The organism is Pseudomonas sp. GGS8, assembly GCF_024168645.1.
In the GTDB taxonomy this organism is placed as follows: domain Bacteria; phylum Pseudomonadota; class Gammaproteobacteria; order Pseudomonadales; family Pseudomonadaceae; genus Aquipseudomonas.
In genome coordinates this window covers 5,753,308-5,767,391 of the sequence record NZ_JALJWF010000001.1, presented here as the reverse complement: position 1 = coordinate 5,767,391, position 14,084 = coordinate 5,753,308, and the positions used below count along the sequence as shown (strand labels likewise).

The 14,084-nt window shown below is 60.5% G+C and carries 14 protein-coding genes; 6 read left to right on the top strand and 8 right to left on the bottom strand.

What is annotated here, in order from left to right:
- Nucleotides 1-32: 32 nt before the first annotated feature.
- Nucleotides 33-308 (top strand): metal/formaldehyde-sensitive transcriptional repressor, encoded by a 276-nt coding sequence (locus J3D54_RS25635; RefSeq protein WP_230172454.1) that lies wholly within the window; start codon nucleotides 33-35, stop codon nucleotides 306-308.
- Between the two features lie 11 nt (nucleotides 309-319).
- Complete coding sequence (dmeF, locus tag J3D54_RS25630) at nucleotides 320-1,246, top strand: CDF family Co(II)/Ni(II) efflux transporter DmeF (protein ID WP_253424381.1); 927 nt, start codon at nucleotides 320-322, stop codon at nucleotides 1,244-1,246.
- Nucleotides 1,247-1,254: 8 nt separating this feature from the next.
- On the opposite strand, the gene J3D54_RS25625 is transcribed toward dmeF, so the two are convergent.
- Nucleotides 1,255-2,361 (bottom strand): cytochrome P450, encoded by a 1,107-nt coding sequence (locus J3D54_RS25625; protein ID WP_253424377.1) that lies wholly within the window; start codon nucleotides 2,359-2,361, stop codon nucleotides 1,255-1,257.
- Nucleotides 2,362-2,442: 81 nt separating this feature from the next.
- Here J3D54_RS25625 and J3D54_RS25620 point away from each other — a divergent pair, with 81 nt between their 5' ends.
- Nucleotides 2,443-3,207, top strand: a complete 765-nt coding sequence (locus J3D54_RS25620) for a helix-turn-helix transcriptional regulator (protein ID WP_253424374.1) — start codon at nucleotides 2,443-2,445, stop codon at nucleotides 3,205-3,207.
- Here J3D54_RS25620 and J3D54_RS25615 read toward each other — a convergent pair.
- A complete protein-coding gene (locus J3D54_RS25615; RefSeq protein ID WP_253424371.1) occupies nucleotides 3,204-3,812 on the bottom strand; it encodes a LysE family translocator in 609 nt (202 codons plus the stop codon). The two genes, J3D54_RS25620 and J3D54_RS25615, sit on opposite strands and share 4 nt — an antisense overlap.
- 105 nt (nucleotides 3,813-3,917) lie before the next feature.
- On the opposite strand from J3D54_RS25615, the gene J3D54_RS25610 reads away from it, so the two are divergent.
- The gene (locus tag J3D54_RS25610; protein ID WP_253424368.1) at nucleotides 3,918-4,844 is read left to right on the top strand and encodes a LysR substrate-binding domain-containing protein; all 927 of its coding nucleotides are present in this window, start codon (nucleotides 3,918-3,920) and stop codon (nucleotides 4,842-4,844) included.
- Nucleotides 4,845-5,057: 213 nt separating this feature from the next.
- Here J3D54_RS25610 and J3D54_RS25605 read toward each other — a convergent pair whose 3' ends face one another.
- The 5 genes from J3D54_RS25605 to J3D54_RS25585 all read right to left on the bottom strand — a co-directional run bounded on the left by J3D54_RS25605 (nucleotide 5,058) and on the right by J3D54_RS25585 (nucleotide 11,288).
- Nucleotides 5,058-6,077 (bottom strand): branched-chain amino acid aminotransferase, encoded by a 1,020-nt coding sequence (locus tag J3D54_RS25605; RefSeq protein ID WP_253424366.1) that lies wholly within the window; start codon nucleotides 6,075-6,077, stop codon nucleotides 5,058-5,060.
- Between the two features lie 254 nt (nucleotides 6,078-6,331).
- A complete protein-coding gene (lpdA, locus tag J3D54_RS25600; protein WP_253424363.1) occupies nucleotides 6,332-7,717 on the bottom strand; it encodes a dihydrolipoyl dehydrogenase in 1,386 nt (461 codons plus the stop codon).
- 3 nt (nucleotides 7,718-7,720) lie between these two features.
- The gene (locus tag J3D54_RS25595) at nucleotides 7,721-8,992 is read right to left on the bottom strand and encodes a dihydrolipoamide acetyltransferase family protein (protein WP_253424360.1); all 1,272 of its coding nucleotides are present in this window, start codon (nucleotides 8,990-8,992) and stop codon (nucleotides 7,721-7,723) included.
- Nucleotides 8,993-10,051, bottom strand: coding sequence for an alpha-ketoacid dehydrogenase subunit beta (locus J3D54_RS25590; protein WP_018929724.1), 1,059 nt, complete (start codon nucleotides 10,049-10,051; stop codon nucleotides 8,993-8,995).
- 1 nt (nucleotide 10,052) lies between these two features.
- The gene (locus J3D54_RS25585; RefSeq protein ID WP_253424357.1) at nucleotides 10,053-11,288 is read right to left on the bottom strand and encodes a 3-methyl-2-oxobutanoate dehydrogenase (2-methylpropanoyl-transferring) subunit alpha; all 1,236 of its coding nucleotides are present in this window, start codon (nucleotides 11,286-11,288) and stop codon (nucleotides 10,053-10,055) included.
- A gap of 185 nt (nucleotides 11,289-11,473) precedes the next feature.
- Here J3D54_RS25585 and bkdR point away from each other — a divergent pair, with 185 nt between their 5' ends.
- A complete protein-coding gene (gene bkdR, locus J3D54_RS25580) occupies nucleotides 11,474-11,962 on the top strand; it encodes a Bkd operon transcriptional regulator BkdR (RefSeq protein WP_017339472.1) in 489 nt (162 codons plus the stop codon).
- A 34-nt stretch (nucleotides 11,963-11,996) separates the two neighbouring features.
- Here bkdR and J3D54_RS25575 read toward each other — a convergent pair whose 3' ends face one another.
- Nucleotides 11,997-12,860, bottom strand: coding sequence for an MBL fold metallo-hydrolase (locus tag J3D54_RS25575; RefSeq protein WP_253424355.1), 864 nt, complete (start codon nucleotides 12,858-12,860; stop codon nucleotides 11,997-11,999).
- Between the two features lie 163 nt (nucleotides 12,861-13,023).
- On the opposite strand from J3D54_RS25575, the gene J3D54_RS25570 reads away from it, so the two are divergent.
- Nucleotides 13,024-13,824, top strand: a complete 801-nt coding sequence (locus J3D54_RS25570) for a sulfite exporter TauE/SafE family protein (protein WP_253424353.1) — start codon at nucleotides 13,024-13,026, stop codon at nucleotides 13,822-13,824.
- Nucleotides 13,825-14,084: the final 260 nt, after the last annotated feature.

Here is a 14,084-nt window from a genome sequence, read left to right as displayed (position 1 = left end):
TGTCGACCTATATAGGGGTAGGGGGTATAGGTATGTCACACATCCACGAACACAAAGACGATTTGCTCAACCGTGTCCGGCGTATTGCCGGTCAGGTCCAGGCGGTGGAGCGGGCGCTGGAATCCGACGCTGATTGCGCCAAAACCCTACATCTGGTCGCGGCAATCCGCGGTGCGGTCAACGGCCTGATGGACCAGTTCATCGACGCCCACGCCCGTGAGCATGTGGCGCGTCCCGGCCTCAGCGACGAAGCGCGCGCCGAAGGCGTGGAAGACTTGTTGCAAGCCATCCGCCGTTACTCGAAATAGAGGCCCGACCCATGACACTGACACCTCAGGCTTCGCGCTTTACCCACGATCACCTGTTTCTGGGGGCCGCCCACGATGAAAATGCTCGCCGCACGTTGTGGGTGGTGGCGCTGACCTTCGTGATGATGATTGGCGAGATTGCCGCCGGTTACATCACCGGCTCCATGGCGTTGCTGGCGGACGGCTTTCATATGGCGACCCACGCCGTGGCCCTGGGCATTGCCGCGGCGGCCTACAGTTTTGCCAGACGACACGCCAACAATGCGCGCTTCAGCTTCGGTACCGGCAAGGTCGGGGACCTGGCGGCTTTTGCTTCTGCCATGGTGTTGGGCCTGGTGTCGATCGGCATCGCCGGCGAATCGATCCTGCGGCTGTTTCAACCGATCACCGTGGCCTTCACCGAAGCGACGGTGATTGCGGTGGTGGGACTGGCGGTGAATGTCGTCAGCGCATTGCTGCTGGCGGGCAACCATGTGGATCACGGCCATGATCATCACAACCATAACCACGGTCACCATCATCACGACAACAACCTGCGCTCGGCGTATGTCCATGTGCTAGCCGATGCGCTGACCTCGGTATTGGCCATCGCAGCGTTGTTGGCCGGGCGCTACCTGGGCTGGGTCTGGCTGGACCCGGTGATCGGCATTGTCGGTGCCCTCGTGATCGCGAAATGGGCTTTTGGCTTGATGCGTGACAGCGCCGCGGTGTTGCTCGATACCACTGACGAGCACGTCGCCGCCGAAATTCGTGAGCTGCTTGAATCGACGGATGATGTTCGCATCAGTGACCTTCACGTCTGGCAAGTCGGGCCCCAGGCGCGAGCAGCGATTGTCAGTGTCGTAGCCGTGGCGAGCGTCAGTGCCGACGCCATCCGCGAACGTCTGGCGCCGGTTCATGAGTTATCTCATCTGACGGTCGAGCATCGCCACGCCTGAGGCGTCTTTCAGACAAAGAGCGCAATGCGCCCGTTAAGGGACGGGCGATAGTGCCAGGCCAAAAGGTCCAAAGCAGGTTTCATCACCAGAATCTCAGCCAGCGTTGCGCGGGCAATGCTCATGGCCAACACCTGCCCCGGGCATTGATGACGGCCGGCGCCGAAGGTGAAGCTGCGACGGTTCGGGCGGTCGAGCAGGAATGCATCGGGATCATCATTAAGCTGCGGATCGCGATTGGCCGAGGCCAGCAGCACCAGGATGACGTCGCCGGGGTTAAGGTTCACGCCATCGATTTCACACGGGGCGGCGACGAAGCGGCGGGTGTTTTGTACCGACGGATCGAAGCGCTGCACTTCTGCGATCAAGTCGTTAACTTGAGTTGAGTCGATCTGTGGGGTGCGATTCAACGCCAGTAGCGCATTGCCGATCATCCCGGCAGTGGCTTCATAGGTTTGGGAGAACAGACCGATCAAGTTGGCGATCAAGATTTCAGGGTCGGTCGATGCGGCCGCGAAGCGCTGCCGGATACCGGCGAGTAGGGCGCTTCGGTTGCTCGGGTCGTCCAGAAGCTCGATGACGTAACCCTTCAACTGTTCCGCCGCGACATGGGCGGCTTCCAGTTGCGTCTGATCGCTGAGGGGCGACAGGCAGGCGACGAAGTCGGCGGTCAGCTCGCTGATAGCCCGGCCCTGAGCCGGAGAAAACCCCAACAACGCCGCCACCACGCAGACCGGCCCTCGAAACATCGCCGTGTACAACCCGTCGGCCCCTGGGGTAATCAATCGAGCGCTGACCAGTGAGTTGACCTCGTTCACATCAATCAACGCCAGCCCTGGCTCAATCGCCGCTCTCGGGCAACGCTGCCGCTCGCCTTCATTCATCCGCATCAACTGACCGAACACCTTGCCGGCCATGCCTTGAGCAATCGCCTTGGGCACCGGCTCATGCGCCGGTCGCACATGACAGTGCGGATGCGCCAGCACGGCGGCGACAGCTCGGGCGCTACTGGCTACCCACAGTTTCAGTCCCTGATGAAAAACCATTCCACCCTCGGCGCGCAATTGCGCGTAGTAGGGGTAAGGATCAGCGTGAGTCGCAGCGATGATCGGGTCCATGGGTCGCAGCCTTATCGGTGGTTGAAAAGTGTTGCTACTATCTCTAGTCCGAAAGGGCCTTGATTCGTCCGGGAGCGAAATATGAACGCAGAACAACACGACGTCGGCGTCTCTCAAGTGGCCGCAGCGATTGCCGAGACTGCGCGGACGAAAATCCTCTGCTCGCTGATGGACGGTCACGCCCGCACCAGCACCGAGCTGGCGGCGGTTGCCGAAGTCAGCGCCTCGACCGCCAGCGCGCACTTGGCAAAACTCAAGGAGTTGGCGCTGGTGCGTTTGCACGTTCAGGGCCGCCACCGCTATTACAGCCTCGCGGACAAGCGTGTGGCCCAGGCCCTCGAAGCACTGATGGTGATCGGCCAGAACGCCGCGCCGACGTTCAACCCGCGCACCCCGGACCGCCTGCAATTCGCCCGCACCTGCTACGACCACATGGCCGGCACGCTGGCAGTGGTGCTGCATGACCGGATGATCGAAGAGGGGTGGTTGCTGGAAACCGATGCGCAGGCTTATCGACTGAGCGACAGCGGTGAAGCGTTGTTCGAAGGGTTGGGCATCGATGTCAAAGACCTCGGCACCTTACGCCGCCGTTTCGCCTGCCCGTGCCTGGACTGGAGCATGCGCCGGCCGCACTTGGGCGGTGCCTTGGGCGCGGCATTGCTGCAAACGGCGATCAAACGCCAATGGGTGACGCAGGACCTGGACAGTCGGGCGTTGGCGTTGACGGCAGTGGGGCGAAAGGAGCTCGGTCGCCGGTTCGCCGTTGAACTGCCGATTCAGGGAACGACAGCGCCACTCACGTCCACCGAGAACAGGCGCCGCGCGATTGCCAGTCCTGCGACTTAGCGACTGGCCGAGGCCATGAGCACGCCAAAGCCGGCGAAGGTCACACCCGAAACTTTCGCGGCCAGCCAGGAACCCTTGGGGCTCGACAACCAGCCTTTGGCGGCATTGGCGAGCAAGGCATAGCTGCCATGTACCAGAATCACCAGAATGGCGTAAGAGGCGACCAGTTTGAAGAACTGGGCGTAGAAGTGCGCCGAGGTGTCGATGAATTGCGGGAACACCGCAAGAAAGAAAAACACCGCCTTGGGGTTCAGAAACTGCAACGAAGCCGCTTCAAGGAAGCGATAGCCGGGGCTTGAGGGCCGCGTTTCAAGCAGCGCGCTGAAACGATCCGAGCGCCAGCTTTTGTAGCCCAGGTACAGCAAATAGGCGGCCCCTGCGTATTTCAATGCGGTAAAGGCGTTCGCGGAGGTGCTGAGTATCAGGCCGACACTGGTGGCGCTGACGGCGGCGACGACAAACGCCCCCGAGGCGATCCCCAGAATGCCCGGCACGGCCCCCGTCCAGCCGTGGCGTACCGCGTTGGACAGGGTCAGGACCACGCCAGGCCCCGGGCTCAAAATGGTCAGGGTGGCGAAAAGTACAAAGAGTCCGTAGCTGTTCATGGCGTGCTCCGTCGGGTGGCATTGGCTGCGTGCTGGCAGATTGGCGTGATGACGGGAGTGTGACAAACGCTTTAATTACCGCGCATAGGTGACTAAATTAGACGCATGATAAATCCACTACCACCGCTTAATGCTGTTCGCGCCTTCGCCGTTGCTGCTCGTCATCAGAGTTTCAGCCTGGCCGCCGAAGAGCTGCATGTCAGCCACAGTGCCGTCAGCCGGCACGTCAAATTGCTTGAGGAATACCTGGGGGTGCTGCTGTTCGAGCGGCGTGTCCGTCAATCGGTGCTGACGCCGGCCGGCCAGCGCTTTTATGAGCAGGTCAGCGCCGGGCTGGCGCAGATCGCCAATGCTGCCACTGCGCTCAAGCAACATGCCGCGCTGCCGACCGTGAAAATCAATGTGCGTCCGTCCTTTGCCATGCTTTGGCTGACGCCCAGGCTGGCGGATTTCGTTGCGCAGCACCCAGGTATCAAGCCGCAGGTGATCACTCAAACCCAGGCACCCGATCAGGCACGCGACGGGTTCGACATCGTCATTCGCCGCGGTCGTGACGATTGGGCAGCGGCGATTGAGGCGCGAGTGCTGTTCGAAGACGAACTATTGCTGGTCGCGGCGCCATCGCTGATCGAGCGCCTGCCGCTTGAAGACCTCGCTTCCCTGCGCCGACACACGTTGCTGACCGCCAAGGCACGCCGCGAAGACTGGCACCATTGGGCCATGCTCTTTGGTCAAAGCCAGTCAGCCACTCAGGTCACCCGGCAGTTTGATCACATGCACCTGGTGCTTCAGGCCGCCGTGGAGGGGCAGGGCATTGCCTTGTGCCCGACCTCTTTGCTGGGCACCCATCTTTCGAGCGGGCACCTGATCTGCCCGTTGCCCGAGTTGCGCATGCCGTTGCCGCGCTATTACTACGGTGTTGCGCCGGACGTGACGACGCACACACGGATCTTTGTGGAGTGGTTGTTTGCCCGGATTGCTCAGGATGAGTTGAGTTGGCACACACCTCGTGCCGTGACCGCTACGCCCTGAAATCCCAGACGATCTCCACCACCCGCACCGCTAGCACCAGGTAAACCAGACCCAGGATGATCTGGAATGCCCTGTGATACTCCAGCCGGCACCTGTTGATTGGGGTTGCACGTGGCAAGTCTAGTGACGTTTTGCGCGAAACGCGGACGAAAAAAAGCCCGGTCTTCAACGTGAAGACCGGGCTTTTTTGTTCAAACGGACAGTCGCGTCAGATCAGACCTTGACGATCCAGCCCGCTGGCGCTTCGATCTCGCCGGTCTGTACACCGGTCAGCTCTTTGTAGAGCTTCTGGGTGACCGGGCCGACTTCGGTTTCGCTGTGGAACACGTGCAGCTTGTCGTTGTAGCTGATGCCGCCGATCGGGGTGATCACCGCAGCAGTACCGCAAGCACCGGCTTCCTTGAAGTCGGACAGCTTGTCGATGAACACGTCACCTTCGACCACTTCCAGGCCCAGACGGGTCTTGGCCAGTTCGATCAACGACAGACGGGTGATGCCCGGCAACACCGAAGGGGAATTCGGGGTGACGAACTTGTTGTCGTGGGTGATCCCGAAGAAGTTGGCCGAGCCGACTTCTTCGATTTTGGTGTGGGTCATCGGGTCCAGGTAGATGCAGTCGGCGAAGTGCGCCTTCTTGGCCTGGGAGCCTGGCATCAGGCTGGCGGCGTAGTTGCCACCGACCTTGGCCGCACCGGTGCCTTGTGGGGCGGCACGGTCGTAGCTGGAGATCAGGAAATTGTGCGGGGTCAGGCCGCCCTTGAAGTAGGCGCCGACCGGGATGGCGAAGATCGAGAAGATGAACTCGGGCGCGGTACGCACGCCGATGTTGTCACCCACGCCGATCACGAACGGGCGCAGGTACAGCGCGCCGCCGGTGCCGTAAGGCGGGATGAAACGCTCGTTGGCGCGGACCACGTCTTTGCACGCTTCGATGAACTGTTCGGTGGACACCTGCGGCATCAGCAGGCGCGCGCAGCTGCGTTGCATGCGTGCGGCGTTCTGGTCCGGGCGGAACAGGTTGATCGAACCGTCCTTGCAACGGTAGGCCTTCAGGCCTTCGAAGCACTGCTGGCCATAGTGAAGGGCAGTGGAGCCTTCGCTGATGTGCAGCACGTTATCTTCGGTCAGGGTGCCTTTGTCCCACTCGCCATTACGCCAGTGCGACAGATAGCGCTTGTCTGTCTTGATGTAGTCAAAACCCAGCTTGTCCCAATTGATGCTTTCGTTACCCATGACACCCTCTATCACTTAACAACCGCCGAAGCGGTTCAAGGCTTCTGACATTTTTCTGGATGGGGACAACAATACTTCATTCCTGGCCCATTTCGCAGCCCGGACTATCGGGTGATTGGCAGATTTCTTAGCCTGCTCATGAAACTTGCCGCCGATCCTTCATAATTCGAAACCCTGTGGCGAGGGAGCTTGCTCCCGTTCCAGTGCGCAGCACTGGTAAAACCGGAGCAAGCTCCCTCGCCACAGTTGAGCGGTTACAAATGCAGGGCATGGCCCAAGGCGCGCAGCGCTGCTTCCTGCACCGCCTCGCCGAGCGTCGGATGCGCGTGGATGGTGCCGGCGATGTCTTCCAGCCGGGCGCCCATTTCCAGGCTTTGACCGAACGCCGTCGACAACTCCGATACGCCCACACCGACCGCTTGCCAGCCAACAATCACATGATTGTCACGCCGCGCTACAACGCGTACGAAGCCGCTTTTCGACTCCAGCGTCATCGCTCGGCCATTGGCGGCGAACGGGAAGCTGGAAACAATGCAGTCCAGCCCCGCAGCCTTGGCCTCGTCCGGGGTCTTGCCGACCACCACCAGTTCCGGGTCAGTGAAGCACACGGCGGCGATGGCGGTCGGGTTGAACTCGCGGTGTTTGCCGCTGATCAGTTCGGCGACCATCTCGCCCTGAGCCATGGCACGGTGGGCGAGCATCGGTTCGCCGCTCAGGTCGCCGATGGCGTAGACGTTACGCATGCTGGTCTGGCAACGGTTATCGATCTTGATCGCCGAACCGTTCATGTCCAGATTCAAGGCTTCTAGGTTCCAGCCCTGGGTGTTTGGCTTGCGACCGACGGCCACCAGCACCTGATCGGTTGCAAGATTCAGGATGTCGCCATTCGGGTCGCGAACTTGCAAAGAATTTCTTTGTGAATCAAAGCCTTCAACGCTGTGCTTCAAGTAAAGCTTCACGTCGAGTTGTTTGAGTGCTTCGTGCACCGGATGGGTCAGTTCGGCATCGTAAGCCGGCAGAATACGATCCTGCGCCTCGACCACGCTGACCTCGGCGCCGAGCTTACGATAAGCAATCCCCAGCTCCAGGCCGATGTAACCGCCACCGACCACGACCAGCCGTTTCGGCACGCTTTTCGGCGCCAGGGCTTCGGTGGAGGAAATGATCGGCCCGCCAATCGGCAACATCGGCAGGTTGACGCTTTTCGAACCGGTGGCCAGCACCAGGTGCTCGCACTGAATCCGCGTGTCGCCGACTTCCACGGTTTTGCCGTCGATCACTTTCGCCCAGCCTTGAATGACCTGGACCTTGTGTTTCTTCAACAGTGCCGAGACGCCGGTGGTCAGGCGATCAACAATGGCGTCCTTCCACTCGACGCTCTTGCCGATGTCCAGGGTCGGCGCCGACACGCTGATACCCAGCGCCGAGTATTGGCTGTGGTGTTGTGTCTGATGGAACTGTTCGGCGACGTGGATCAACGCCTTGGACGGAATGCAGCCGATGTTCAGGCAGGTGCCACCCAGCGATTGGCCTTCCACCAGAATGGTCGAAATGCCCAACTGACCGGCACGGATCGCCGTCACATAGCCGCCAGGGCCACCGCCGATGATGAGCAGCGTGGTGTTCAGAGTCTGTTTCATGACCTACTCCACAAACAGGGTAGCGGGTTGTTCGAGCAGGCTGCGCAGGGCCTGGATGAAGAGCGCCGCGTCCATGCCATCGACCACGCGGTGATCGAAGGAACTGGAGAGGTTCATCATCTTGCGGATCACGATCTGGCCTTTGACTACCATTGGCCGTTCGACGATTTTGTTCACGCCGACGATCGCCACTTCCGGCAGGTTCAGCACTGGCGTGCTGACAATGCCGCCCAAGGCGCCGAGGCTGGTCAGGGTGATGGTCGAGCCGGACAATTCATCACGGCTGGCCTTGCCAGTGCGTGCAGCCGTGGCCAAACGGGAGATTTCCGCAGCGTTGTCCCACAGGCTGCGGGCTTCGGCATGACGCACCACCGGCACCATCAAACCGATGTCGGCTTGCGTGGCGACGCCCACATGCACCGCGCCGAGGCGGGTGATGATTTGGGCTTCGTCGTCGTAACGGGCGTTGATCTGCGGGAAGTCGCGCAGGGCCACGACCAGAGCGCGCACCAGGAACGGCAGTAACGTCAGCTTGCCGCGGGTCGCGCCGTGTTTTTCGTTCAGGTGTGCGCGCAGTTCTTCCACGGCGGTAACGTCAACTTCTTCGACGTAACTGAAGTGGGCGGCACGCTGGGTGGCGTCCTGCATGCGCTGGGCGATCTTGCGGCGCATGCCGATCACCGGGATTTGCTGTTCGTCGTTGCGCTGGGCGTAAGCGGCGGTGGCAGTCGATGCGTTCGACTGACCCTGAGCCAGCCAGGCGTCGAGGTCTTCGTGCAAAATGCGCCCGGCAGGGCCAGTGCCACGCACCAGACGCAATTGAATGCCGAGGTCCAGCGCATGCTTGCGCACGGCCGGGGAGGCCAGCGGACGTTCATCGGCTTCGCGGGCGACCATTGGGCCTTGGCAAACGGCGGCCGGACGCGGAGTCGCAGCCGGTTTGCTTTCAACAACGGTTTCAACTTTTGCAGGCGCCACCGGCGCTTCTTTCACGGCAACCACCGGCTCAGCCGACTCTTTAACGTTGCCCGAGCCTTCGACTTCAATGCGGATCAACTCGCTGCCTACCGCCATGACTTCGCCCGGCTGACCGCCCAGCGCAATCACCTTGCCGTGCACCGGGGATGGAATATCGACCATCGCCTTGTCGGTCATCACATCGGCGAGTACCTGATCTTCGACGACCATGTCGCCGACCTTGACGTGCCACACCGACAATTCAACTTCTGCAATGCCTTCGCCAATGTCCGGCATTTTAATAACGTGCGTGCCCATTCAGACCTCCATAACCCGATGCAAAGCCGCGCCCACACGGGACGGACCAGGGAAATACGCCCACTCTTGCGCGTGCGGGTAGGGAGTGTCCCAGCCAGTGACGCGCTCGATCGGCGCTTCCAGGTAGTGGAAGCAATGCTCTTGCACCAGTGCGACCAGCTCGGCGCCGAAACCGCAGGTGCGGGTCGCTTCGTGAACAACCACGCAGCGTCCGGTTTTCTTTACCGACTTGACGATGGTTTCCAGGTCCAGTGGCCACAGGCTGCGCAGATCGATGACTTCGGCGTCGATGCCGGTTTCTTCAGCGGCGACTTGCGACACATAAACCGTGGTGCCGTAGGTCAGGATGGTCACGTCCTTGCCCGGGCGGGTGATGGCGGCCACGTCCAGCGGCACGGTGTAGTAACCGTCCGGTACTTGCGCGGCCGGGTGCTTGGACCATGGGGTTACCGGGCGCTCGTGGTGACCGTCGAACGGGCCGTTGTACAGGCGTTTCGGCTCGAGGAAGATCACCGGGTCATCGTTTTCGATGGAGGCGATCAACAGGCCTTTGGCGTCGTAAGGGTTGGACGGCATGACGGTGCGCAAACCGCAGACCTGGGTGAACATCGCCTCGATGCTCTGGCTGTGGGTCTGGCCGCCGTAGATGCCGCCGCCGCAAGGCATGCGCAAGGTCATCGGCGCGGTGAACTCGCCGGCCGAGCGATAGCGCAGGCGGGCGGCTTCGGAAATGATCTGGTCCGACGCCGGGTACACGTAGTCGGCGAACTGGATCTCGGCCACTGGCCGCAAACCGTAAGCGCCCATGCCCACGGCGACACCGACGATGCCGCTTTCGGAAATCGGTGCATCGAACACCCGGGAGGTGCCGTACTTGTTCTGCAGGCCTTCGGTGCAACGGAATACGCCGCCGAAGTAGCCCACGTCCTGGCCGAACACCACGACGTTGTCGTCACGCTCAAGCATCACATCCATGGCCGAGCGCAGGGCCTGGATCATGGTCATGGTGGTCGTGGTCATGGCGGTTTCCAACTGAATATTATTGTTGTGATCGTTCATGTCAGATCCCCAACTCCTGACGCTGGCGCTTCAAGTGCTCCGGCATCTCTTTGTAGACGTCTTCGAACATGGTCGCGGCGCTCGGAATCTGGCCGCCGGCGAGGGTGCCGTACTGCTCGGCTTCTTTCTGCGCGGCGATCACTTCGGCTTCCAGTTCGGCACTGACAGTGGCGTGTTCCTCTTCGGACCACTGACCGATTTTGATCAGGTGCTGCTTGAGCCGCACAATCGGGTCGCCCAACGGGAAGTGACTCCAGTCGTCGGCAGGACGGTATTTGGACGGGTCATCGGAGGTCGAGTGCGGGCCGGCGCGGTAGGTGACCCATTCGATCATGGTCGGGCCGAGGTTGCGGCGCGCGCGTTCGGCAGCCCAGGCAGAGGCGGCATACACCGCGATGAAATCGTTGCCATCGACCCGCAGGGAGGCGATGCCGCAACCGACGCCGCGTCCGGCAAAGGTGGTGGCTTCACCGCCGGCAATCGCCTGGAATGTCGAGATCGCCCACTGGTTGTTGACCACATTGAGGATCACCGGCGCACGGTACACGTGGGCGAAGGTGAGGGCAGTGTGGAAGTCCGATTCAGCCGTGGCACCGTCGCCGATCCAGGCCGAGGCGATTTTGGTGTCGCCTTTGATCGCCGAGGCCATGCCCCAGCCCACCGCCTGGATGAATTGGGTGGCCAGGTTGCCGGAAATGGTGAAGAAACCGGCCTCCTTGACCGAGTACATGATCGGCAACTGACGGCCCTTGAGCGGATCGCGCTCGTTGGACAGCAGTTGGCAGATCAGGTCCACCAGCGGCACTTCGCGGGCCATCAGGATGCTTTGCTGACGGTAGGTGGGAAAGCACATGTCGTCGATGTTCAAGGCCAGGGCCTGGGCACTGCCGATGGCTTCTTCGCCGAGGCTCTGCATGTAGAACGACATTTTTTTCTGGCGCTGGGCGACCACCATGCGGTTGTCGTAGATCCGCGTCTTGAGCATGGCGCGCATGCCTTTACGCAGGATCTCGACGGGTACGCCTTCAGCCCATGGGCCCAGGGCATTGCCCTGGTCGTCGAGCACGCGAATCAGGCCTCTGGCCAGATCAGCGGTGTCAGCCGGTTCTACGTCGATTGGGGGTTTGCGCACCAAGCCTGCGTCAGTCAGATGCAGGTAGGAGAAGTCGGTTTTGCACCCCGGGCGGCCCGAGGGTTCGGGAACGTGCAGGCGCAGCGGTTCGTACGCTTGGTTCATGGCTTCTACGCTCGATCTTGTGAATTTCTTGTAGTGAGCTGGCAATCATTCTTCGGTAAAAGAATTCTTGTCCTACAACAATCATAGGCCGGGCCAAGAAGAATATTTCTCTGTGTTTCGTTGCGCTGGAGGTCATTTGAGGATAAAAAATCTGCATAAACATAAAAAACAGGTGGTTTTGTCTCATGCGCAAACTGGACCGTACCGACATCGGCATTCTCAACAGCCTTCAGGAGAACGCGCGCATCACCAACGCCGACCTCGCACGCTCGGTGAACTTGTCGCCGACGCCGTGCTTCAATCGGGTCAAGGCGATGGAAGAATTAGGACTGATTCGTGAGCAGGTGACCCTGCTGGATGCCGATCTGTTGGGGTTGCATGTGAATGTGTTCATTCACGTCAGCCTGGAGAAACAGGTGGAAGAGGCGTTGCAGCATTTCGAAGAGGCGATTTCGGATCGCCCTGAAGTGATGGAGTGCTATTTGATGGCCGGCGACCCGGACTATTTGATCCGTGTGTTGGTGCCGACCATCCAGTCGCTGGAGCGCTTCATGATGGACTTCCTGACCAAGGTGCCGGGGGTGGCGAACATTCGTTCAAGCTTTGCGCTCAAGCAAGTGCGCTACAAGACGGCGCTGCCGTTGCCGGCCAACGGCTTGACCCTGGCCAACTGATCGTTCCCACGCGGAACATGGGAACGATCAAAGATCAGAGTTGGTTCAGGGGAATCTTCAGGTAAGTCACGCCATTATCTTCCGCCGGCGGAAAATTCCCCGCCCGCACATTCACCTGAATCGCCGGTAGCAACAGCGTCGGCATGCACAAACCGGCGTCACGTTGGGTGCGCATGGCCACGAAAGAGGCTTCGTCGACGCCGTCGTGAATATGAATGTTGCTTTTACGCTGCTCGCCAACCGTACTCTGGCATTGCGGGGCACGGCCCTCGGGCGGGTAATCGTGGCAGACGAAGAGGCGCACGCTGGCGGGGAAGGCCAGCAGTTTGCGGATCGAGGCAAACATCTGGTGGGCGTTGCCGCCGGGGAAGTCGCAGCGCGCGGTGCCGACGTCCGGCATGAACAGCGTATCGCCCACCAGAATCACATCGCCGTCGATCAAATAAGCCATGTCCGCCGGGGTATGCCCGGGCACATGCAGGGCCGTGGCCTTGAGGTTGCCAATGCGGAATGACTCGTCCGGGGCGAACAGGTGATCGAACTGTGAACCATTGACGCTAAAGCCCGGTTCGAGGTTGAACAGTGCCTTGAACACCCCCTGAACCTTACTGATCGACTCACCTATCGCAATCTTGCCCCCCAGTTCCCGACGCAGATACGGCGCGGCCGACAGATGATCGGCATGGGCATGGGTTTCCAGCAGCCATTGCACCTGCAACTGGTGTTGGCGAACGAAGGCGATGATCTTGTCGGCCTGGACGGTCGAGGTACGCCCGGCGGCGGCGTTGTAATCGAGCACCGGGTCGACAATCGCGCAGTCCCCGCCATCGTGCTCGTAGATCACGTAGCTGTAGGTCGACGATGCGGGGTCGAGGAAGGCTTCAATCAAGGCGGGCATGGTGGCCGTTTCTGTTTGGACAAGCCTTGAGGGTAGTTTCATTTTCCCTGCGTTGACCAGCCCCGCATCAATTCAATTAATGAAAAAAACTGTGCGGGCTCTATCCTGTCACTCAATCGATACCGGGCGTCCCCGGCCTTTTTTCGCGGATCATGAGTGTTTTATGTTGTTGGCAAGTTTTTTTGGCCTGGTCATGGGCCTGGTGCTCGGCTTGACTGGCGCCGGTGGCGGTATTCTTGCGGTGCCGGCCCTGGTGCTGGGGCTGGGTCTGACCATGACCCAAGCGGCGCCCGTCGCCTTGTTCGCGGTGGGCAGCGCAGCGGCGGTCGGGGCGATCGACGGTTTGCGCCATGGCCTGGTGCGCTATCGCGCGGCGTTGTTGATTGCTTTGCTCGGCGCGGTGTTTTCGCCGGTGGGTATCTACTTCGCCCATCAGTTGCCGGAAAAGATCTTGATGATTCTGTTCAGCCTGCTGATGGTCATGGTGGCCTGGCGGATGCTGCGCCCGGAAAAGCACGATGACGGCCCCAGCGATCACGGCCATGCCAACTGGGGCCAGAAAAACTGCATGCTCGATCACCAGACCGGGCGTTTTTCCTGGACCGCCAAATGCACCGCGACTCTTGCCGCGCTCGGCGCGGTGACCGGCGTCGTTTCGGGGCTGCTGGGGGTCGGTGGCGGTTTTCTGATAGTGCCTGCCTTTAAGCAACTGACCGATGTGCAGATGCGCGGCATCGTCGCCACGTCGTTGATGGTGATCAGTCTGATTTCGATCATCGGGGTGATTGGCGCGTTGCACGCCGGGGTGCGGATCGATGGTTTGGGCCTGTCGTTCATTGTCGCCAGCATCGTCGGAATGATCCTCGGCCGAAAACTCTGCTCGCGGGTGCCGGCCCGAGGGCTGCAGATCGGCTTTGCCAGTATTTGCATGGTAGTGGCGGGTTATATGTTGCTCAGGGCATAAGCTCGAGAGGCGGTTACAGCGGCTGGTAGCGCAGGCTCAAATCCAGTTCCTGCTTGAGGTGGAAGAGCTGAAAATATTTGTGGCGAGTGGGCAAGCCCCAAGCGCTAATACCCATAGCCCCGCTGCGAAAGCTGCGGGTTTTTTTGACCCAAAATTTTGAGTCACAGGTGATGCGCCTTGGATAGTTTTTCCTCCGAATTGCGTACTTTTCATAACAAGAAAAAATGTCTTGCTCGGAATGTTTCGGTTAATACCGGGTC

What these genes read in the sequence shown, in the direction of transcription:
- J3D54_RS25635 (WP_230172454.1), top strand. Translation starts at nt 33, where the DNA reads ATGTCACACATCCACGAACACAAAGACGATTTGCTCAACCGTGTCCGG.
- J3D54_RS25605 (WP_253424366.1), bottom strand. Translation starts at nt 6,077, where the DNA reads ATGGGTAACGAAAGCATCAATTGGGACAAGCTGGGTTTTGACTACATC.
- J3D54_RS25570 (WP_253424353.1), top strand. Translation starts at nt 13,024, where the DNA reads ATGTTGTTGGCAAGTTTTTTTGGCCTGGTCATGGGCCTGGTGCTCGGC.
- J3D54_RS25575 (WP_253424355.1), bottom strand. Translation starts at nt 12,860, where the DNA reads ATGCCCGCCTTGATTGAAGCCTTCCTCGACCCCGCATCGTCGACCTAC.
- dmeF (WP_253424381.1), top strand. Translation starts at nt 320, where the DNA reads ATGACACTGACACCTCAGGCTTCGCGCTTTACCCACGATCACCTGTTT.
- J3D54_RS25620 (WP_253424374.1), top strand. Translation starts at nt 2,443, where the DNA reads ATGAACGCAGAACAACACGACGTCGGCGTCTCTCAAGTGGCCGCAGCG.
- J3D54_RS25625 (WP_253424377.1), bottom strand. Translation starts at nt 2,361, where the DNA reads ATGGACCCGATCATCGCTGCGACTCACGCTGATCCTTACCCCTACTAC.
- J3D54_RS25615 (WP_253424371.1), bottom strand. Translation starts at nt 3,812, where the DNA reads ATGAACAGCTACGGACTCTTTGTACTTTTCGCCACCCTGACCATTTTG.
- J3D54_RS25595 (WP_253424360.1), bottom strand. Translation starts at nt 8,992, where the DNA reads ATGGGCACGCACGTTATTAAAATGCCGGACATTGGCGAAGGCATTGCA.
- bkdR (WP_017339472.1), top strand. Translation starts at nt 11,474, where the DNA reads ATGCGCAAACTGGACCGTACCGACATCGGCATTCTCAACAGCCTTCAG.
- J3D54_RS25585 (WP_253424357.1), bottom strand. Translation starts at nt 11,288, where the DNA reads ATGAACCAAGCGTACGAACCGCTGCGCCTGCACGTTCCCGAACCCTCG.
- J3D54_RS25590 (WP_018929724.1), bottom strand. Translation starts at nt 10,051, where the DNA reads ATGAACGATCACAACAATAATATTCAGTTGGAAACCGCCATGACCACG.
- lpdA (WP_253424363.1), bottom strand. Translation starts at nt 7,717, where the DNA reads ATGAAACAGACTCTGAACACCACGCTGCTCATCATCGGCGGTGGCCCT.
- J3D54_RS25610 (WP_253424368.1), top strand. Translation starts at nt 3,918, where the DNA reads ATGATAAATCCACTACCACCGCTTAATGCTGTTCGCGCCTTCGCCGTT.